At 70.8% G+C, this 18,000-nt stretch carries 19 protein-coding genes; 6 read left to right on the plus strand and 13 right to left on the minus strand.

The window, feature by feature from the left end:
* Positions 1-32 precede the first annotated feature (32 nt).
* The 3 genes from V5F67_RS03890 to V5F67_RS03900 all read right to left on the minus strand — a co-directional run bounded on the left by V5F67_RS03890 (position 33) and on the right by V5F67_RS03900 (position 2,774).
* Complete coding sequence (locus V5F67_RS03890) at positions 33-1,403, minus strand: AmpG family muropeptide MFS transporter (RefSeq protein ID WP_394021557.1); 1,371 nt, start codon at positions 1,401-1,403, stop codon at positions 33-35.
* Between the two features lie 111 nt (positions 1,404-1,514).
* Positions 1,515-2,189 carry a response regulator gene (locus V5F67_RS03895; protein ID WP_394021556.1) on the minus strand — a complete coding sequence of 225 codons (675 nt, stop codon included), beginning with the start codon at positions 2,187-2,189 and terminating at the stop codon, positions 1,515-1,517.
* 111 nt (positions 2,190-2,300) lie between these two features.
* Positions 2,301-2,774 carry a secondary thiamine-phosphate synthase enzyme YjbQ gene (locus V5F67_RS03900; protein WP_394021555.1) on the minus strand — a complete coding sequence of 158 codons (474 nt, stop codon included), beginning with the start codon at positions 2,772-2,774 and terminating at the stop codon, positions 2,301-2,303.
* A gap of 205 nt (positions 2,775-2,979) precedes the next feature.
* Here V5F67_RS03900 and V5F67_RS03905 point away from each other — a divergent pair, with 205 nt between their 5' ends.
* Complete coding sequence (locus V5F67_RS03905; protein WP_394021554.1) at positions 2,980-3,936, plus strand: alpha/beta hydrolase; 957 nt, start codon at positions 2,980-2,982, stop codon at positions 3,934-3,936.
* Positions 3,937-3,949: 13 nt separating this feature from the next.
* Here the strand turns inward: V5F67_RS03905 and V5F67_RS03910 are convergent, their stop codons facing one another.
* Both V5F67_RS03910 and V5F67_RS03915 read right to left on the minus strand, forming a co-directional pair.
* On the minus strand, positions 3,950-4,402 hold the full coding sequence (locus V5F67_RS03910; RefSeq protein ID WP_394021553.1) for a hypothetical protein: 453 nt from the start codon (positions 4,400-4,402) through the stop codon (positions 3,950-3,952).
* Positions 4,403-4,534: 132 nt separating this feature from the next.
* On the minus strand, positions 4,535-5,161 hold the full coding sequence (locus V5F67_RS03915) for a 2-hydroxychromene-2-carboxylate isomerase (protein ID WP_394021552.1): 627 nt from the start codon (positions 5,159-5,161) through the stop codon (positions 4,535-4,537).
* A gap of 162 nt (positions 5,162-5,323) precedes the next feature.
* On the opposite strand from V5F67_RS03915, the gene V5F67_RS03920 reads away from it, so the two are divergent.
* Complete coding sequence (locus V5F67_RS03920; RefSeq protein WP_394021551.1) at positions 5,324-5,653, plus strand: hypothetical protein; 330 nt, start codon at positions 5,324-5,326, stop codon at positions 5,651-5,653.
* The gene (locus tag V5F67_RS03925; RefSeq protein WP_394021550.1) at positions 5,650-6,132 is read left to right on the plus strand and encodes a hypothetical protein; all 483 of its coding nucleotides are present in this window, start codon (positions 5,650-5,652) and stop codon (positions 6,130-6,132) included. Before V5F67_RS03920 ends, V5F67_RS03925 begins: the two co-directional genes overlap by 4 nt.
* Positions 6,133-6,144: 12 nt before the next feature.
* Here the strand turns inward: V5F67_RS03925 and V5F67_RS03930 are convergent, their stop codons facing one another.
* The 4 genes from V5F67_RS03930 to ffh all read right to left on the minus strand — a co-directional run bounded on the left by V5F67_RS03930 (position 6,145) and on the right by ffh (position 10,506).
* Positions 6,145-6,594 (minus strand): DNA polymerase III subunit chi, encoded by a 450-nt coding sequence (locus tag V5F67_RS03930; RefSeq protein ID WP_394021549.1) that lies wholly within the window; start codon positions 6,592-6,594, stop codon positions 6,145-6,147.
* Positions 6,595-6,747: 153 nt separating this feature from the next.
* Positions 6,748-8,241: a leucyl aminopeptidase gene (locus V5F67_RS03935; RefSeq protein ID WP_394021548.1), complete on the minus strand. Its 1,494-nt coding sequence runs from the start codon at positions 8,239-8,241 to the stop codon at positions 6,748-6,750.
* Between the two features lie 181 nt (positions 8,242-8,422).
* The gene (gene rpsP / locus V5F67_RS03940) at positions 8,423-8,788 is read right to left on the minus strand and encodes a 30S ribosomal protein S16 (protein ID WP_394021547.1); all 366 of its coding nucleotides are present in this window, start codon (positions 8,786-8,788) and stop codon (positions 8,423-8,425) included.
* A 179-nt stretch (positions 8,789-8,967) separates the two neighbouring features.
* Positions 8,968-10,506, minus strand: a complete 1,539-nt coding sequence (ffh, locus tag V5F67_RS03945) for a signal recognition particle protein (RefSeq protein WP_394021546.1) — start codon at positions 10,504-10,506, stop codon at positions 8,968-8,970.
* A gap of 310 nt (positions 10,507-10,816) precedes the next feature.
* Here ffh and V5F67_RS03950 point away from each other — a divergent pair, with 310 nt between their 5' ends.
* Positions 10,817-11,758, plus strand: a complete 942-nt coding sequence (locus V5F67_RS03950; RefSeq protein ID WP_394021545.1) for a polysaccharide deacetylase family protein — start codon at positions 10,817-10,819, stop codon at positions 11,756-11,758.
* A 53-nt stretch (positions 11,759-11,811) separates the two neighbouring features.
* Here the strand turns inward: V5F67_RS03950 and V5F67_RS03955 are convergent, their stop codons facing one another.
* Positions 11,812-13,254 carry a DUF1254 domain-containing protein gene (locus tag V5F67_RS03955; protein ID WP_394021544.1) on the minus strand — a complete coding sequence of 481 codons (1,443 nt, stop codon included), beginning with the start codon at positions 13,252-13,254 and terminating at the stop codon, positions 11,812-11,814.
* 331 nt (positions 13,255-13,585) lie between these two features.
* Here V5F67_RS03955 and V5F67_RS03960 point away from each other — a divergent pair, with 331 nt between their 5' ends.
* Positions 13,586-13,894: a DUF6460 domain-containing protein gene (locus V5F67_RS03960; protein WP_394021543.1), complete on the plus strand. Its 309-nt coding sequence runs from the start codon at positions 13,586-13,588 to the stop codon at positions 13,892-13,894.
* Between the two features lie 43 nt (positions 13,895-13,937).
* On the opposite strand, the gene V5F67_RS03965 is transcribed toward V5F67_RS03960, so the two are convergent.
* Positions 13,938-14,297 carry a DUF952 domain-containing protein gene (locus V5F67_RS03965; protein ID WP_394021542.1) on the minus strand — a complete coding sequence of 120 codons (360 nt, stop codon included), beginning with the start codon at positions 14,295-14,297 and terminating at the stop codon, positions 13,938-13,940.
* Positions 14,298-14,513: 216 nt separating this feature from the next.
* Here V5F67_RS03965 and V5F67_RS03970 point away from each other — a divergent pair, with 216 nt between their 5' ends.
* On the plus strand, positions 14,514-15,197 hold the full coding sequence (locus tag V5F67_RS03970; protein ID WP_394021541.1) for a S24 family peptidase: 684 nt from the start codon (positions 14,514-14,516) through the stop codon (positions 15,195-15,197).
* Between the two features lie 3 nt (positions 15,198-15,200).
* On the opposite strand, the gene V5F67_RS03975 is transcribed toward V5F67_RS03970, so the two are convergent.
* Together V5F67_RS03975 and V5F67_RS03980 are read right to left on the minus strand one after the other, a co-directional pair.
* Positions 15,201-16,832, minus strand: coding sequence for a cisplatin damage response ATP-dependent DNA ligase (locus tag V5F67_RS03975; protein ID WP_394021540.1), 1,632 nt, complete (start codon positions 16,830-16,832; stop codon positions 15,201-15,203).
* 67 nt (positions 16,833-16,899) lie between these two features.
* Positions 16,900-17,931 (minus strand): ligase-associated DNA damage response exonuclease, encoded by a 1,032-nt coding sequence (locus V5F67_RS03980; RefSeq protein ID WP_394021539.1) that lies wholly within the window; start codon positions 17,929-17,931, stop codon positions 16,900-16,902.
* Positions 17,932-18,000 lie beyond the last annotated feature (69 nt).

Below are 18,000 nucleotides of genomic sequence, written 5' to 3' on the forward strand. Positions count from 1 at the left end.
GGGTCTGCCGCCGTCCGCATTTGGGGCGGGCGTCAGTCCGTGGCAGCCCCGTTCCGCAGCGCGCGGAAATGGCCCTTCGCCTGGAGGAAGGCGAGCAGCGCCAGGCCCGGCAGGCCGGCAAGCGCGGTGATGACGAAGAACACCGGCCAGCCCGTCGCCTGCGCCACGAACCCGCCGCCGGAGGCGAGGAAGGTGCGCCCCACGGCGGTCAGCGCGGTCAGCAGCGCATACTGGGTCGCGGTGTGGCTGCGGGCGCCGCACAGGGCCGAGAGATAGGCGACGAAGATCACCGTGCCGATGGCGCCGGTGAAGTTCTCGACGATGATGGTGCCGGTGAGCAGCGGCACGTTCACGCCCACCACCGCCTGGAGCGTGAAGGCGAGGTTTGAGAGGATCTGCAGGATGCCGGCGATCCACAGGCTTTTGACCAGCGACAGCTCGCGGGCGATGTAGCCGCCGGCGAACCCGCCGGCGAGGGCGGCGAAGAAGCCGACGCCCTTCACGATCCCCGCATAGGTGGCCTTGTCGAAGCCGATGGCGATGACGAACGGCGCCGTCAGCACGCCGGCGAAGGCGTCGCAGAACTTGAACAGCAGCACGAACAGCAGGATCGTCACCGCCTGCTCGCGCGCCAGGAACTCCGAGAACGCCCCCACGGCGGTGGAGGCGACGCGGGCGAGGGCGCCGGTGTCCTTCTCGCGCGCCGGGGCCTCCGGCTCGCGCGAGAGCAAGGTGGTGAGGATGCCCACCAGCATCAGCGCGCCCGCCGCCACATAGCCCCAGAGCCAGACCGAGCCGCGCGGCACGCCGGCCAGCTCGAAATAGGCGACCAGGGCGATGATGCCGGCGCCCGAGACCAGCATGCCCACCCGGTAGGCGGCCACGTAGCCCGCCATGCCGGCCGCCTGCTCGTTGCCGGCGAGGCGCTCCACGCGGTAGGCATCCACGACGATGTCCTGGGTCGCCGAGACGGTGGCGACCACGAACGCCCCGAGCGCCACCAGGAACGGCGCCGAGAGCGGGTCCTGCATGCCGAGGAACAGGATGGCGGCCATCAGCGCCAGCTGGGTCGCGAGCAGCCAGCCCCGCCGCCGGCCGAGGAGGCGCGAGAGCACCGGCACGTCGAGCGCGTCCACCAGCGGCGCCCAGAGGAACTTCAGCGTGTAGGGCACGCCGACGAGCGAGAACAGGCCGATGCTGCCGAGGCTGACCCCGGCCTCGGTCATCCACACCGAGAGCGTGGTGCCGGTGAGGGCGAGCGGCAGCCCCGACGAGAAGCCGAGGAACATCACCGACAGCACGCCCGGCTGGCCGTAGACCTTGAGGCCGGCGAGCATGCGGGCCCACCAGCCGCTGGCCCCGGTCTCCCCCGGAGCCGGGGTGCGCATGGTGTCGTCGCTCATGGCTCGCGTCGCCTTCCGTCCTTGAAGCCTCGCCCGGCGATGGGCGCGCCGTCGCGCCAGGAAACCCCTGGAAGGCAAATAAAGCGTTGCAAGCGGCGGGTGTGCGGGCGCTCAGGCCTGCTGCTGGCTCCAGAGCCCGGTCTCCACCTTGGAGACCGCGATCACCGCCTGGGTGCGGCTTTCCACGCCGAGCTTCTGGAGGATGGCGGAGACATGCGCTTTCACCGTCGCCTCGGACACCGAGAGCTCGTAGGCGATCTGCTTGTTGAGCCGGCCTTCCGCCAGCATCATCAGCACCCGCACCTGCTGCGGCGTGAGCGTCGAGAGGCGGGCGATGATGGCGTCGGTCTCGGCGTCGGACTTGGCGGACAGGTTGATGTCGGGCGGCACGAAGGTCTCGCCCTTCAGCACCGCCGTCACCGCCTGGCGCATGTCGGCCACCGCCATGGTCTTGGGGATGAAGCCGGAGGCGCCGAGATCGAGGCAGCGGCGGATGACGGACGGCTCCTCGTTGCCGGAGACCACCACCACCGGCAGCGCCGCATACTGCGCGCGCAGATAGATGAGGCCGGAGAAGCCGCGCGCTCCCGGCATGGTGAGATCGAGCAGGATCAGGTCGAAGTCGCTCTCGCGCTCGAGCAGCGCGGTGAGGTCGTCGAACGTGCCCACTTCCTCGATCTGGGCGCCGGCCGCATGGCCGGAGATGGCCTCGCGCAGCGCGCCGCGGAACAGCGGATGGTCGTCGGCGATGACGAGGCGCAAGCCCGATGCGACGTCCTCTGACACGTACGACCCTCCCCGCCCGATCATTTTCCCGGCAATGACGGCGCCAAGGTTGACGCGGCCCAGAATCGGTTGTGGCAATCATCGATCCGTGGCGAAGCGATGACAAGCCGCTCAGGTCAATTCCCGGACCTGCCCGGTGAATAGCAGCACCACCTCGCGGCGGTGCGGCGCGTCGCGGTGCTCCATCAGGTAGACGCCCTGCCAGGTGCCGAGCGCCATGCGCCCGTCGACGACCGGTATCGAAAGACCGCTGTCGGTGAGCAGCGTGCGCACGTGGGCGGGCATGTCGTCCGGTCCTTCCAGGTCGTGCACCCAGCCGAGGCCGCGCGGCGCCAGGCGGTCGAGGGCGGTGAGCAGGTCGCGCCGCACGTCCGGGTCGGCGTTCTCCTGGATCGTGAGCGAGGCCGAGGTGTGGCGGCAGAACAGCACCAGCAGGCCGCTTGCCGCGCCGATCTCCGTGAGGAAGGCCGCCGCCTCGCGGGTGATGTCGGTGAAGCCCTGGCCGCCCGTCTCCACCTCCAGGCGCGCATGGGCCTGGGTGGTGACGGGCGCGCGCCGCGCCGCGGTGCGCCGGATCTGCGTCATCTCTCGCGCCGTCCCTTCATGCCGCTTGCCCAAGGGGGTCCGCTTCGACTTATAACGCGGCAGACGTTCCGTCCCCAGAGCACGCGCCGATCGGCTTGCGCTGCAAGCTGATCGGATAACGCGTTCTCTATCCTTAAGCGAGAGGGCGATTCACCGATCAAATTGAGTCAATTTGATCGGATCGCGCTCTAAGTCAGGATCGCCCATGCCGAAGCTGACCCTCGATCCCGCGGTGTTCGCCGACGACGCCGTCGCACCCGGCACGCGGATGGTGAACGACGCCATCGTCAAGACCCTGCAGGGGATACCGAACCGCTGGTCGGTGCCGCTGCCGGCGATCCGCGCGGCGCGCGCCTCCGGCAAGGGCACCTTCCCGCTGCCGCCCGAGAGCAAGCGCGCCCACGACGAGACGGTTCCCGGTCCGCGCGGGCCGGTGCCGGTGCGGATCGTGATGCCGGACGGCGCGCCCAAGGGCGTCTACCTGCACATCCACGGCGGCGGCTGGACCCTGGGCTCGGCGCGCGAGAATGACGGCCTCACCGACCGCATCGCCGCCAATTGCGGCCTCGCGGTGGTGTCGGTGGACTATGCGCTCGCCCCGGAGGTGCCCTATCCCGCCGGTCCCGACGACTGCGAGGCGGTGGCGCTCTGGCTGGCGAAGGAGGGGGCGGCGCGCTTCGGCACCCATCGCTTCGCCATCGGCGGGGAATCCGGCGGCGCGACCCTGGCGGTGGCGACCCTGCTGCGGCTGCGCGACAAGCACCTGATCAAGCCGTTCACTGCGGCCAACCTCACCGCCGGCTGCTACGACCTGCGCCTCACCCCCTCGGCCCGCAACTGGGGCGACCAGCCGCTGGTGCTGAACACCGCCGACATCGGCCGCTTCGTGCGCAACTATCTGCGCCTCGCGGGCAACGCGGACGATCCCGATGTCTCGCCGCTGCTGGCGGACCTGCGCGGCCTGCCGAAGGCGCTGTTCACGGTGGGCGCCAAGGACCCGCTCCTGGACGACAGCCTGTTCATGGCGGCGCGCTGGATGGCCGCGGGCAACGGGAGCGCGCTCGATGTCTATGCGGGCGGCTGCCACGTCTTCATCGGCTTCCCCGGCTCCATCACCGACGAGGCGCTGCGCAAGATGGACGACTTCCTCCTGCACTTCTGAAGCGGGGGCGGCGCTACAGCCGCTCCTGCCCCTCGGCGGCGCGCATGCGGTCGATGAAGGCCTTCAGGCGCGAATAGAAGCGCTCGGCATAGTCGAGCGCCGCGTCGAGCTCGGACGGGTCGCCCGGAGGCGGCGCCGCGCCGGGCCTGCCGGCCTTCAGCGCCGCGATCTCCTGCTGCAGCCGGGTGATCTCGGCCTCGTAGGCATCGCGGCTGTCGGGCACCGCCTCGCAGGCGAACCCGGCCGGCCCCTTGGCGCAGAGCGAGACCTTGCCGGTCTGGGTGTCGAGCTTCAGCGTCCCGCCCTCCACCGGCGCGAAGGTGAAGCGCGGCCCGCTTTCCGCCGGCGCGCCCATGGAGGGCAGGCCCTGGCGTCCGGGGTCGGGCTGCGCCGAAGCCGGCGCGGCGGCGAGGAGGAGCGGCGCGGCGAGCACGGCGCCCGCGATCAGGTACAGGTGGCGGGTCATGGCAGCCTCGTCTCGGGACCCAAGCGGGCCGGCGGGAAAAGGGGCCGCGCGCTCCGGCAGGGACCGGGCGCCCGGCGGCTCATCGCGGCCATGCTCGCCGCCGATCGCGGCCGAAGCGGGGCCGGCGCCTCACTACGCCCGGATGGGCCGGTAGGGCGCCCGCCCGCTGGCGAGCGCGTCGGCCAGAAGATCGAGGCGGTCCTGGCCCCAGAACACCTCGCCGTCGAGCACGTAGGAGGGGGCGCCGAACACGCCGGCGGCAACCGCGAGCGCGCGGTTCTCGTCATAGGCGCTGGCGGCGGCCTCGCTCTCGGCGGCGAGCGCCAGCGTGCTGCCGGGCAGCCCCACCTCGTCGGCGATCGCCGCCAGGGTCGCGGGATCGGCGAGGTTCTCCTCGCGCTGCCAGACGCCCGAGAAGATGCGCCGCATCAGCGCGTCCACCGGCAGGCCGGCCTGGAGCGCGGCGATGATCATCTGGTCGGCGCGGGTCTGGTCGAACGGCCAGAAGCGCGGATGGATGTTGAGCTCCACGTTGCGCTTCACGCGCCAGCGCTGCAGCTCCACGAGGCGGTAGTCCTGGCGCGCCGGCGCGCGCTTGGGCAGCGGCAGCCCGCCGGTCTCTGCGAACACCGGGCCGAGCGCCACCGGCCGGAACGCCACGTCCACCCCATGGGCGCGCACCAGCTCCATGAACGGCGCGTGGCCGAAGAACGTCCAGGGCGAGGGGGTGGAAAAATAATAATCGATGTGGCGCGCCATCTTCGCTCTCCGGGCGTTTCCTGACGAGGGCGCATGTGCCCCCGAACCTCCGGCCGGGTCAATGGCGGTCCGGCCGCTTGACAGCGGAAGGGGGGAGGGGGCTCCATCGAGGCGCGGTCGCGCGCGGCCCCGGCGCGGCCCAAAGATGTCGAGGAGGCGTATATGGGCGCACGGGATCCGGTCGTGGAGCGTCTGGCGGCGCTGAAGGGCGAGCTTGAGGCGGTGGGCGCGGAGCTGGCGCGCCGGGCGGCGGACATGGAGGCGCGCGCCCGCACCGGCGCCCGGCAGGCCGCGGAGGACGCCTACGAGGCGATGCGGCCCACGGCCGAGGAGGCGTTCAGGGATGCGCGGCGCGCCGCCGCCGAGTTCGCCGCGTTCGCGGAAGAGGCCGAGGCCAAGGCGCGCGCGACCGCGCTGGCGCATCCGCTGGCGCTGGTGGCAGGATGCCTCCTTGCGGGGTTCGTTCTGGGCAGGATCTGGAGAGGGCGATGAACGACATGGACACGCTGGTGCGCAACCTGCGCATCCTGCTGAAGGCGGACCTGATCATCGCCGAGCTCGCCATGCGGCGGCTGGCGACGCGCTCGGCGCTGTTCATCTTCGCCGGCATCATCGCCGCCTTCGCCCTCGGCATGTTCGGCTTCGCCGGCTTCCTGCTGCTGGAGGAGGCCTACGGCACCAAGGCGGCGGCCGCCATCAGCGGCGGCGTGGGGCTGGCGGTGGCGCTGGTGCTGATCCTGGTGGCGTCTGGCATCAAGCCCGGCCGCGAGGACGAGGTGGCGACCCAGGTGCACGAGGCGGCGCTCCAGGCGGTGAGCGCGGAGCTGAAGGTGGTCGGCGGCCAGGCCCAGCGCCTCGCCGCCTTCGTGCGCTCGCCCTTCGACACCGCGGTGCCGAGCATCGCCCTCGCCATCTTCGGCTATGTCATGAAGCTGCTGCGCGGCCGCGGGGGCGGCGCCGCCTCCGGCTGAGCCGCGCTCCGCTCAGGCTTTCCTCACCCAGCGCCCGTTCTCGTCCTGCTGCCAGTAGGTGAGGGCGGCGCCCAGCGCCTTCGCCTCCTTCCACCGCTCGCGCGCGGCGGCCACCTGCTCGTCGTCGCGTCCGTCGAAGAGGTAGACGAGGCGCTCATAGGGGCCGGGATCGGGCAGCGCCACGCCATCCACCAGGAAGCGCACAGTGGCGCCGTTGGGGTTCGCCTGCGAGGTGGCGATCAGCACCGGCTGCCGCTCGGGCTGGGGCTGGGCGTCGGTGCCGTGGGGCAGGAAGGACGCTTCGCTGTAGGTCCACAGATGGGTGTCGAGCGCGTCGCGCCGCTCGGCCGAGCCGCACTCCACCACGCAGCGCCAGCCGCGCTCCAGCGACTTCTCCAGCAGCGCCGGCAGCACCGCTTCCAGGGGGCGGCGCTCGAGGTGGTAGAAGAGGATGTCGGTCATGGCGGCAGCCCCTCTGGTCGTTCCGATGCCCTTTGAACCGCCGTCGTCCTCCGGCTTGACCTGAGGACCCATCCCCGTCGGCGGGGCCGTGGATGCTCCGGTCGAGCCGGAGCATGACAGAGCGTGGGAGCGGCGGCGACCGCCGCCCGATGCTCACCCCTCGTAATTATCCTTCACCAGCTGGTTGAGCAGGCGCACGCCCCAGCCCGAGCCCCAGCTCTTGTTGATGTCGCTCGCCGGCGAGGACATGGCGGTGCCGGCCACGTCCAGGTGCGCCCAGGGGGTGGTGTCCACGAAGCGCTTGAGGAACTGCGCCGCCGTGATCGAGCCGGCATTGCGGCCGCCGGAATTCTTCATGTCGGCGAACTTCGAATCGATCAGCTTGTCGTATTCCGGGCCGAGCGGCAGGCGCCACACCTTCTCGCCGGTCTCCTGGCCCGCCTTGGCGATGCGCTCGGCGAGCTGGTCGTCGTTGGAGAACAGGCCCGCATGGTCGCTGCCCAGCGCCACCAGGATGGCGCCGGTGAGGGTGGCGAGGTCGATCATGAACTTCGGCTTGAAGCGCTCCTTGGCGTACCAGAGCACGTCCGCCAGCACCAGCCGGCCCTCGGCGTCGGTGTTGATGATCTCGATGGTCTGGCCCGATAGCGAGGTGACGATGTCGCCGGGGCGCTGGGCGGCGCCGTCGGGCATGTTCTCCACCACGCCGATGACGCCCACCGCGTTCACCTTCGCCTTGCGGGCGGCGAGCGCGTGCATGAGGCCGGTGACGCAGGCGGCACCGCCCATGTCGCCCTTCATGTCCTCCATGCCGGCGGCGGGCTTGATGGAGATGCCGCCGGTGTCGAAGGTCACGCCCTTGCCGATGAAGGCGACCGGGGCCTCGCTCTTGGCGCCGCCGCGCCACTGCATGACGACCACGCGGCTCTCCTTGATGGAGCCCTGGCCTACGCCGAGCAGGGCGCGCATGCCGAGCCGGGCGAGGTCGGCGTCGTCCAGCACCTCCACCTCGACGCCCACCTTCTTCAGCGCCTCGGCGCGGCGGGCGAATTCCGGCGGGTCGAGCACGTTCGGCGGCTCGTTGACGAGGTCGCGGGCGAGGATGACGCCGTCCGCCACCGCCGCCTTGGCGCCATAGGCGCGCTTCGCCGCCGGCTCGTCGGCGACCAGCAGCGTCACGGCGAGCGCGCCGCGCTCGGCCTCGTCCTTCTTCCTGGTCTTGTAGCGGTCGAAGCCGTAGCTGCGCAGGGCGATGCCCAGCGCCACTTCGGCGGCGTCGTCGGCGGAGATCTTCGCGCCGGGCAGGTCCAGCACCAGCGTCGCCTCGCGCGCGGAGGCGGGGAGCTTGCCGGCGACGAGGCCGCCGAGCTTGAGGAAGTCGGCGCTCTTCAGCTCCTTGGCCTTGCCCACCGAGAGCACGATCAGGCGCGGCGCGTCGAGGCCGGCGGGGGCGAGCAGGTCGAGCCCGGTCCAGGCCTTGCCCTTGTAGCGCTCGGCGTCGAACGCGCGCGTGAGCGCCGCGTCCGCGCCCTTCACCAGCTTCTGCGTCGCCGCGCCGAAGGCGAGGCTCTCGTCGGTGAGGATCACGACGACGCCCTTCGGGGCGGCAGTGTGCTTGGCAAACGAGACGGTGACGGGTTCGGACATGGAGGGCTCCAGCGGCGGAAGGGCGGGCGCGCGTCCGGACGTCAGGCGCGGGCGGCGCGCGGAAAGAAGGCGTCAAAAATCGTTCGGCTGCGACCCTTCCGGGCGGACGCGCGACGGCGTCCGCCCGGAAGGTGGAAAGGCTGCGGGTGCGCCGCGCCGGTGCGCGGCCGCGCCCGGAAGATCAGGCGCCGGCTTCCTCCGCGGCCGGGGCGGCGGCCTTCTCGGCCTTCTCCTTGGCGCGCTCCTTGGCCTTCTCGCCGGGCTCGGCCTTCTTCGGGTTGTTCTTCGCCTCGCGCTTCAGCAGGCCGGCGGCGTCGAGGAAGCGGGCCACGCGGTCGGTGGGCTGGGCGCCCTTGTCGAGCCAGGCCTTCGCCTTCTCGGTGTCGAGCACCACGCGCTCGGCCGCGTCCTTGGCGAGCAGCGGGTTGAAGGAGCCGATCTTCTCGATGAAGCGGCCATCGCGCGGCGAGCGCGAGTCGGAGACGACGATGCGGTAGTAGGGACGCTTCTTGGCGCCGCCGCGGGCGAGACGGATCTTCAGGGACATGGGGGTCTTCCTTTTAGGTCTTTGGATGGTGTTTCGGTCTGAACTGGTCTGTCGGCCGTCATGCCCCGGCTTGTCCGGGGCATCCACCCTTCCGCCGGGCTGACCTGTTGAAGGTCGGGCCCGGCCCGCGGTGGACCCCCCGGACAAGCCGGGGGGTGACGGCAACAATTGGGGAAGGGTCACTTCTTCTTGCCGGGCCCTCCCAATCCAGGAAAGCCCTTCGGCAAGCCGGGAAGGCCGCCGGGGAAGGTCGGGGGCAGGCCGCCCCCCGGCAAGCCGGGGAAGTTCGGCGGCAGGCCGCCGCCGGGCGCGCCGCCCGGCATCTTCTCGGCCAGCTGCTTGAGCATCTCGGGGGAGGGGCCGCCGCCGCCCATGCCCATCATGCCGGCGAGGCCGGCGAGCGGGCCGCGCTTGCCGGCGGCGCCGCCCATGGCCTTCATCATGTCGGCCATCTGGCGGTGCATCTTCAGCAGGCGGTTGATCTCCTCCACCCTGGTGCCGGAGCCCGACGCGATGCGGCGCTTGCGCGAGGCGTCGAGCAGCTTCGGCGCCCGGCGCTCCTTCGGCGTCATGGAGTTGATGATCGCCACCTGGCGCTTGAACAGCGTGTCGTCGAGATTGGCGCTGGCGATCTGGTTCTTCACCTTGGCGACGCCGGGCAGCATGCCCATGAGCCCGCTCATGCCGCCGAGCTTCTGCATCTGGTTGAGCTGCTCGCGCAGGTCGTCGAGGTCGAAGGCGCCCTTGCGCATCTTCTCGGCGACGGCCTTGGCCTTCTCGATGTCGATGTTCTCGGCGGCCTTCTCGACCAGTGCCACCACGTCGCCCATGCCGAGGATGCGGCCGGCGACGCGGTGGGGGTCGAAATCCTCCAGCGCGTCCATCTTCTCGCCGGTGCCGAGCAGCTTGATGGGCTTGCCGGTGACGGCGCGCATGGAGAGCGCGGCGCCGCCGCGCCCGTCGCCGTCGGCGCGGGTGAGCACGATGCCGGTGAGGCCGACGCGGCCGTCGAACGCCTTGGCGGTGTTCACCGCGTCCTGGCCGGTGAGGCTGTCGGCGACGAGGAGCACCTCGTGGGGGCCGGTGGCGGCCTTCACCTCGGCCACCTCGGCCATCAGCGCCTCGTCCAGCGTCACGCGGCCGGCGGTGTCGAGCATCACCACGTCGAAGCCGCCGAGCTTGGCCGCCTCGATGGCGCGGCGCGCGATCTGCACGGCGGACTGGCCGGCGACGATGGGAAGGGTCGCCACCTCCACCTGCTTGCCCAGCGTCGCCAGCTGCTCCATGGCCGCCGGCCGGCGGGTGTCGAGCGAGGCCATCAGCACCTTGCGCTTGGCCCGTTCGGTGAGGCGCCTGGCGATCTTGGCGGTGGAGGTGGTCTTGCCCGAGCCCTGCAGGCCGACCATCAGGATCGGCACCGGGGCGGGGGCGTTGAGGTCGATGGGGTCGGCGTCGGAGCCGAGCGTCGCCACGAGCTCGTCGTGGACGATCTTCACCACCATCTGGCCGGGGGTGACGGACTTGATGACCTCGACGCCCACGGCGCGGTTCTTCACCCGGTCGGTGAAGGAGCGCACTACGTCGAGCGCCACGTCCGCCTCGATCAGCGCCCGGCGCACCTCGCGCATGGCCTCGCCGACGTCGGCCTCGGTCAGGGCGCCGCGCCGCTTCAGCTTGTCGAGTATGCCGCCGAGGCGGTCGGAAAGGGTATCGAACATGCGCGTCCGTTGGTTCGGGTTTCACGCGCGGCGGCGCCGGGCCGCCCGTCCGCGCATCAGCATGAAAGCCAACGCAAAGCACGCCCGAGGGCGCAACGCGCTGTCGGGCGGTGACCTCCGGGCTCTCGGCCCGGTCGGCGGATCGGCAGGGCCGTCCTCGTGAAGGCGCGGTGGATAGCACCTTTGGAGGGGGGAGGCAAATCGGCGCGTGCCTTCATGGCTTCACAATTTATCGACACATCATGTGAACAGTCGCGTGCAGAGACCGCGATATGATCGCGGCCGGCACCGTTTCGGGGGATACCTCACCGTGAAGACCATTATCAGGCTGTGCGCCGTCCTGGCGGCTGGCGCGATGGGGCTCGCCTCCGCCTCCGCCCAGATGATGGCGCCGCCCCCGGCCGCCACGCCGGCCCCCGCCCCGACCGCGAGCGTTCCCTCCGGCGCGCCCGCGAAGCCGGCCAAGATCACGTCCTATTCGTCGATGCACGTGGACGGGTCCTACATCGCCATCACCTTCGACGACGGGCCGAACCCCGAGACCACCAACAAGCTCCTGAAGATGCTGGAGCAGCGCGGCATCAAGGCGACCTTCTTCGTGCTCGGCAGCCGCGCCGTGCAGAGCCCCGAGATCCTCAAGCAGATGGTGGCCCAGGGCCACGAGATCGGCAACCATTCGTGGAGCCACCCGATCCTGCCCAAGGTCGGCGTCGCCGAGGCCGACCGCCAGATCACCCAGACCAGCGACGCGATCGAGAAGATCACCGGCAAGAAGCCGATCTACCTGCGCCCGCCCTACGGGGCCATGTCGGCGTCGCTGCGCAAGCACATCGAGGACAAGTACGACCTGACCTTCATCTACTGGTCGGTGGATACCCTCGACTGGAAGAACAAGAATCCCGACAAGATCTACGAGCTGACCATGAAGCAGATCGGGCCAGGCGGGATCATCCTTGCGCACGACATCCACCCCACTACGGTCCAGGCGATGCCGAAGGTGCTCGACGCCCTTCTGGCGCGCGGCTTCAAGTTCGTCACCGTGTCGGAGCTGGTGGCCATGAACAAGCCGGAGCCGCCCAAGGTGGCGGCGCTCAACCCCGCGCCGCCGAAGAAGCCGAAGCCCAAGCCGGCGACGGCCGCCGCCCCGGCTCCCAAGCCCAAGCCCAAGCCGGTCTCCACCACCGGCTCGACCCAGCGCCCGCCGGCCACTCCGGTGCGCAGCACCAGCGGGACCGGCACCGGCCTCTACTGAGCACCCTTGCCCACGGAAGAAGGCCCTTTCCTTTTGGCATTCCCCCGGCGCGCTCAGCTCGCCTGAGTGACCGCGGGTATGGTCCAGCTGCCGTCGAGGAGCGACGGGTTCTCCGGGTTGGGCCAGTACATGCGCAGCATCAGGATGAACTTGCCGGCCGGCGCCGGCAGCCAGTTGGATTCCTTGTCGGCGCCGGGACTGTCCTTCTGGAGATAGAGGTCGACGGACCCGTCGGAATTGACCTTCAGGTTCTGGCGCGGGCTGATGGAATAGCGGTTCAGCGCGTTGGGCACGAAGAAGAACGAGCCATCGTACATGGTCAGCGACCAGAAGCCCTTCACCGGCGGCAGCTGGCCCTTCGGGAAGTGCATGACGTATTTCTTCGATCCGTCATAGGCGCCGCCGCTCGCAGCCTTCTCCGAGGTGGGGTAGACCGCGTCCTGCGGCCGGTTGGCGCCGAGACCGATGGCGGTGATCAGCGCGCGCATCAGGTAGTCGGTGCCGTATTCGCCTGTCTTGGTGGTGAAGGTCCAGCCGTTGGTGTTCTTCACCGCATCGTTGATCTTGAACTGGATCATGATGCGGTCCTGCGCGATCTGCGGGATGCGCTTGGCGAAGTCCGCCTTCAGCTTGGACTTGTCGAACGGCTTGCCGGGCACGAGGCCGATGCCCGCGAACTTCGCCAGCGCGGGCGCATCCGCCGCCGCCGGCGGGTTGGCCATCATCAGCTCGGCGAGCAGGGTGAAGAACTCCACCGCGCTCATGGCGTTCACCTGGTCACGCACCGCCGTCTTCATGTCGATCTTCGGGTTCACCCTGCCGGGCGGCGGCGTGTAGGGCTTGCCGTAGGCGCTCAGCGGCACGAGGCTCACCTGGTCCTGGAGCGCGTGGACGGCCGCGTAGTCCTCCGGCGTCCCGGTGCAATAGATGCGGCCGAGAATCCAGACCATCGCGGTGGGCGACTTGTACTGCGTGACGCCCGCGGGCAGCGTGCCCGACCAGCCGGGGCCGGTGACGGCATGGGTCTGCGCGCCGGTGCCGGTGGTGCGCTTGCCCGGCACCTGGAACACGTTGGTCCAGCCGTCCAGCATGGGGAACAGGAAGTAGCGGTCCTTCATGTCGGGGATGGAGAGCACGTAGGGCTCCTTGCCCACATCCACGAACGCGGTGGTGTAGAGCGTGTCCGCATTGGGCGCGGTCACGTCGCGGAACGTCGCGTTGGGATACTCGCGCATGCGCAGGAGCTGTCCCATGGGCGCGCGCGTGCCCTTGACCGCGGCCACGTTGGTCATGACGCGGCGCGTCATCTCCATGGTGACGAGCGGATAGCCGTAAACATAGGCATCGGTCGCGGTCCAGAATTCCTCCAGGCCGGCCCCGACGCCGCGGAGGCCGTCGAACGCGGCCGCTGCCGGCGTGCTGCCGGCCGAGGCCCCGAGCGCGCCGGCAAGGAGGCCGAGGCCCCCGAAAGTGGCGTTCCGCCGCGTAATCTTCATGCGCCCTCTCCCCAAGCTCTTGGTGCGGGTCCCGCGAGCGCGGCCCGGATCACCGGCGCGGATGGCCCGCGCGGCGGCATCAGCGGCCACGTCTAAGGCAGGATCGCGGCGAATGCTCGGAAGGTGTTGATTCCACTTTTGACTTTTGCGGCCAATGTGAGCCATCTCCCGCTGCGGCAGCGGCCGTGCTAGAGCAGGCGGCGCCCCGGTTGCGCCGTGATCGGATTGGATGTTGCGTTCTCTGGCCTAAATTCAGAGGGTGAGTCACCCATCGGTTCGATCCAGCCCGGTCGGATCGCGTTCCAGTGGTGCGCCGAGCGAGGAGCCCGTCATGTCCGACAATCGCGAGGTCAGCAGCCGCCCGGGCACGGGCGCAGGCAGCGACCTGAACCGTTTCTTCGGCGGCTCGCCGGCCTGGGTCATCGCCCGGCTGATCCTGTTGTCCGTGGTGGTGGGCGTGATCATGGCCGCGCTCGGCCTCGACCCCGCCAACATCCTGCAGAGCCTCGTGAACATGGTGTCGAACCTGTTCAATTTCGGGTTCGAGGCGGTGGAGCGCCTGTGGCGCTATTTCCTGCTCGGCGCGGTGATCGTCGTCCCGCTCTGGCTGATCCTGCGCATCTCCCGCTCCGGCCGCTGAGCCGGCTCCTATGGATCAGGCGGCGCGCGCACCAGCGCGCGCCCTAGGGAAACCCGGGCGGGAAGACGTGGATGCCGTCCGGCCGGATCGGCAGGTCCTCCACCTTGCGCACCGCCGAGAGCGGCAGCGGGCCGTAGAGGTGGGGAAACAGGTGGCCGCCGCGCGAGGGCTCCCACTTGAGCGCCGCCCCGAGCGGCTCGACCGCCACCGTGACCAGCTTCAGCTCCCCGAGGCCGGCGAAATGCCGGCGCGCCGTCTCGCGCACCTGGGCCGCGGTCGAGAAGTGTATGAAGCCGTCCGTGACATCGACCGGCGCGCCGAGGAACGTACCCGCCGCCTCCGCCCTGCGCCACAGGGCGGCGGGGCAGATCTTGTACACGACGGCGTCGGCAGAAACGGTCACGGCGCAGCTCCGTTCGTCGCACGCGTGCCCCATCATTAAGGTAGAGGGCGGTTCACCGATCAAATTGATTCCATGTGATCGGACCGCGCTCTAGCCCACCAGCGCCGGAGACACCAGTCCCTCCCGTTTCGGTTGTGCATAGCGGATTGAAGTCCTGGACAAACCAGGAACAAATTCTTATCGTGGGTAGGAAGTCAGCGAGGGAGCGCGCGTCGCATGCTCACCCACGGGCAAATCTGGCGGGCAGTGGATCGTCTCGCGGAACGGCACGGCCTGTCGACGTCCGGCCTCGCCAAGCGAGCCGGCCTCGATCCCACCACCTTCAACCGCTCGAAGCGGGTGACGGGTGACGGGCGCCCGCGCTGGCCCTCCACCGAAAGCATCGCCAAGGCGCTCTCGGCGACCGGGGCGGGCGTGGAAGACTTCGTCGCCCTGCTCGATGGTCCCGGCAGCGCGGACGGCTTTTCCGAGCGTGCGACGCCGATGGTTGGCGCGCTGGAGGAAGCGGACGTCCGCCGCGCCATCCCGCTCCTCGAACTGTCGCAGGCAGGCGCGGCGGATGCCTTCGACGGCAGTGGGCTTCCCGCGGGGGCCGCCTGGGACGACGTGGTCTTCCCGGAGGTGGAGGATGTCCATGCCTATGCCCTGGAGATTTCCGGGGCCGCGCTCGCGCCGGTCTATCGCGACGGGGATGTGGTCGTGGTCTCGCCCGCCGCGTCCGTGCGCCGTGGCGACCGGGTGGTGGTGAAGGCGCGCGACGGCGCCCTCCTGGTTCGCGAACTCACCCGCAGGACCGCCCGCCAGCTGGAGCTGCGCGCGCTCGGCGCGCCGCACGAGACGCTGCAATTGCCGCTCAAGGAGGTGGCGTTCATCGCCCGCATCGTCTGGGCGAGCCAGTAGCGCTCAGCGGATCAGCGCCTCCAGCGTCTCCAGCCTGTCGGCCTCGCGCGGCGGCTTGTCCCATCTGAGGCGCGCGACCCGGGGAAAGCGCATGGCGACGCCCGAGCGGTGGCGCGACGAGCGGGCGAGGCCCTCGAAGGCGATCTCCAGCACCAGGCCCGCGTCGGGCTCGTGCACCACCTCGCGCACCGGGCCGAAGCGGTTGACGGTGAAGCGCCGCACGAAGGCGTCGATCCGCTTCAGCTCCTCGTCGGTGAAGCCGAAATAGGCCTTGCCCACGGGCACCAGGACATCGCCCTCCTCGCCCTGCGTCCACACTCCGAAGGTGTAGTCCGAATAGAAGGAGGAGCGCTTGCCGTGGCCGCGCTGGGCGTACATGAGCACCGCGTCCACCGTGTGCGGGTCGCGCTTCCACTTCCACCACGGGCCCTTGGGGCGGCCGGGCAGATAAAGGCTGTCGGCGCGCTTCATCATCACGCCTTCCACCGCCGCCGCATCGATGCCGGCCCCGAAGGCGCCGGGGTCGGCGCGCGCCGCCGTCAGCGCCGCCCAGGAGGAGAAGGGCACGAGCGGGGAGAGGTCGAGCCGTCCGCCGCACGGATGCGCGGCGACGAAGGCGGCAAGGCGCTCCCGCCGCGCCTGGAACGGCAGCCCGCGCAGGTCCGCCCCGCCCTCGGCCAGCAGGTCGTAGGCGCGGATGTGGGCCGGGAACTCCGCCAGCATCTTGTGGGTGACGGCTTTGCGGTTCAGCCGTTGCTGGAGCACGTTGAACGGCTCCACCCGGCCATCGCGCACCACCAGCAGCTCGCCGTCGATGGCGCCCTCGAAGTCGAGCGCCTCCAGGAGGTCCGGGAAGGCGGGGGAGATGTCCTCCCCGGTGCGGGAATAGAGCCGCAGCGCCCGCGCGCCCGCGGCGTCGCGCGCCGCCACCGCCTGGACGCGGATGCCGTCCCACTTCCATTCGGCCATGAAGTCGGCGGGCGCGAGCTGGGAGAAGTCGGCCTCCTCGATGGCATGGGCGAGCATTACCGGGCGGAACGGCACCGGGTCCGTGGTCCTGGGCCGCTCGCCCCGGCCTTCCGCCCAGGCGAACAGGTCGAGATAGGGCGGCTTGAGGCCGGGCCAGACCAGCTCCACCTCGTCGGCCGCAAGGCCGCCGAGGCTCGCCACCGCGGTCTTGGCGAGGCGGGCCGAGGCGCCGACGCGCAGCGCGCCGGTGATCAGCTTGAGGAGCGCCCAGCGGCCGGTCTCGTCGAGGCCGTCGAGCCAGCCGGCGAGCGTGCGGGCCAGCGCGGACTTGGGCAGGGCCGAGAGCCCGGCGACGATCTCCGACAGCGGCGGGGCATGGGCGGCCGCCCCCTCCGGCCGCGGCCACATGAGGGCGACGGTCTCTGACAGGTCGCCCACATAGTCGTAGGACATCTCGAACAGGACCGGGTCGGCGCGCTCCATGATGAGCGCCCGCACCAGACCCGGCTTGGCGTTGGCGAAGGACAGCGCGCCGGTGAGGGCGGCCAGCGCCCACCCCCGCTCGGGATCGGGGGTCGAGGCGAAATAGTCCGCCATCAGGCGCACCTTGGCGTTGCGCCCGGCCTCGTAGGCCATGCGATCGAGCAGCGCGGCGAAGCGGTTCATGGCGCCTCGCCCCCCCGACGCCCCGTCATGCCCCGGCTGGTCCGGGGCGAGGGGATGGGACACGTGCTCATCCCTCCGCCTCCGCGTCCTGCGCCTCTTCCTCCTCCGCGCCGTAGCCCACCATGTGGAGCGGGCGGGCGCGCAATTGGCGGGTCTGCGCCCAGTGGACGAGGGCATCCTCGGCGCCGTGGGTGACCCAAACCTCCTCGCAGCCGGTGGCGCGGATGGTGGCGCAGAGCCCGTCCCAGTCGGCGTGGTCGGAGACCACCAGCGGCAGCTCGACGCCGCGCTGGCGCGCCCGCGCGCGCACCCGCATCCAGCCCGAGGCGAGGCACGCCACCGGATCGGCGAAGCGCCGCGCCCACAGGTCGGTCATGGCGTGGGGCGGGGCGATGACGATGGCGCCGACGAAGTCCTTCCTATCGGCGCCCTTCACCGGCCTGAGCTCGCCGAAATCGGCGCCGCGGGAGCGGTAATAGGCGGTGATGGGCTCCAGCGCGCCGTGGAGATAGAGCGGCCCCCCGTGGCCGGCGCGGCGGATCAGCGCCATCATCCGCTGCGCCTTGCCGAGCGAATAGGCGCCGACGATGTGGGTGCGCTCCGGGAACAGCCGCGCGGAGGCGACGAGCTTGGCCGCCTCCGCGTCCGGGTCGGGATGGCGGAACACCGGCAGGCCGAATGTCGCCTCGGTCACGAAGACGTGGCAGCGCTGCACCTCTAGGGGCGCGCAGGTGGGATCGGCGACGTCCTTGTAGTCGCCCGAGACGACGATGGTCAGTCCGCGCCAGTCGAGCCGCACCTGCGCCGAGCCGAGCACGTGGCCGGCGGGGTGCAGGCTCACGCCCACGCCGCCGATCTCGATGCGCGCGCCATAGCTTGCCTCCTGCCGGGAGCCGGCGAAGCCCGCGCCGAGGCGCAGGGCCATGATGTCGAGGGTCTCGCGCGTCGCCAGCACCTGGCCATGGCCGGCGCGGGCATGGTCGGAATGGGCGTGGGTGATGACCGCCCGCGGCACCGCGCGCACGGGATCGATATGGAAGTCGCCCGCCGGGCAGTAGAGGCCCTGGGGCGAGGGGCAGAGCAGGTCTTCGGGTCGCATGGCTGGATCGCGGGGCAATCCCCGCTATATGGGGTCGCGGACGGGCGTTTCGAGCCCGCGCAGGTTCCG

This window comes from Xanthobacter pseudotagetidis, assembly GCF_043194795.2.
GTDB classification, from domain to species: Bacteria; Pseudomonadota; Alphaproteobacteria; order Rhizobiales; family Xanthobacteraceae; genus Xanthobacter; species Xanthobacter tagetidis_A.

What these genes read in the sequence shown, in the direction of transcription:
- V5F67_RS03890 (WP_394021557.1), bottom strand. Translation starts at nt 1,403, where the DNA reads ATGAGCGACGACACCATGCGCACCCCGGCTCCGGGGGAGACCGGGGCC.
- V5F67_RS03900 (WP_394021555.1), bottom strand. Translation starts at nt 2,774, where the DNA reads ATGACGCAGATCCGGCGCACCGCGGCGCGGCGCGCGCCCGTCACCACC.
- V5F67_RS03905 (WP_394021554.1), top strand. Translation starts at nt 2,980, where the DNA reads ATGCCGAAGCTGACCCTCGATCCCGCGGTGTTCGCCGACGACGCCGTC.
- V5F67_RS03910 (WP_394021553.1), bottom strand. Translation starts at nt 4,402, where the DNA reads ATGACCCGCCACCTGTACCTGATCGCGGGCGCCGTGCTCGCCGCGCCG.
- V5F67_RS03915 (WP_394021552.1), bottom strand. Translation starts at nt 5,161, where the DNA reads ATGGCGCGCCACATCGATTATTATTTTTCCACCCCCTCGCCCTGGACG.
- V5F67_RS03920 (WP_394021551.1), top strand. Translation starts at nt 5,324, where the DNA reads ATGGGCGCACGGGATCCGGTCGTGGAGCGTCTGGCGGCGCTGAAGGGC.
- V5F67_RS03925 (WP_394021550.1), top strand. Translation starts at nt 5,650, where the DNA reads ATGAACGACATGGACACGCTGGTGCGCAACCTGCGCATCCTGCTGAAG.
- V5F67_RS03930 (WP_394021549.1), bottom strand. Translation starts at nt 6,594, where the DNA reads ATGACCGACATCCTCTTCTACCACCTCGAGCGCCGCCCCCTGGAAGCG.
- V5F67_RS03935 (WP_394021548.1), bottom strand. Translation starts at nt 8,241, where the DNA reads ATGTCCGAACCCGTCACCGTCTCGTTTGCCAAGCACACTGCCGCCCCG.
- rpsP (WP_394021547.1), bottom strand. Translation starts at nt 8,788, where the DNA reads ATGTCCCTGAAGATCCGTCTCGCCCGCGGCGGCGCCAAGAAGCGTCCC.
- ffh (WP_394021546.1), bottom strand. Translation starts at nt 10,506, where the DNA reads ATGTTCGATACCCTTTCCGACCGCCTCGGCGGCATACTCGACAAGCTG.
- V5F67_RS03955 (WP_394021544.1), bottom strand. Translation starts at nt 13,254, where the DNA reads ATGAAGATTACGCGGCGGAACGCCACTTTCGGGGGCCTCGGCCTCCTT.
- V5F67_RS03960 (WP_394021543.1), top strand. Translation starts at nt 13,586, where the DNA reads ATGTCCGACAATCGCGAGGTCAGCAGCCGCCCGGGCACGGGCGCAGGC.
- V5F67_RS03970 (WP_394021541.1), top strand. Translation starts at nt 14,514, where the DNA reads ATGCTCACCCACGGGCAAATCTGGCGGGCAGTGGATCGTCTCGCGGAA.
- V5F67_RS03975 (WP_394021540.1), bottom strand. Translation starts at nt 16,832, where the DNA reads ATGAACCGCTTCGCCGCGCTGCTCGATCGCATGGCCTACGAGGCCGGG.
- V5F67_RS03980 (WP_394021539.1), bottom strand. Translation starts at nt 17,931, where the DNA reads ATGCGACCCGAAGACCTGCTCTGCCCCTCGCCCCAGGGCCTCTACTGC.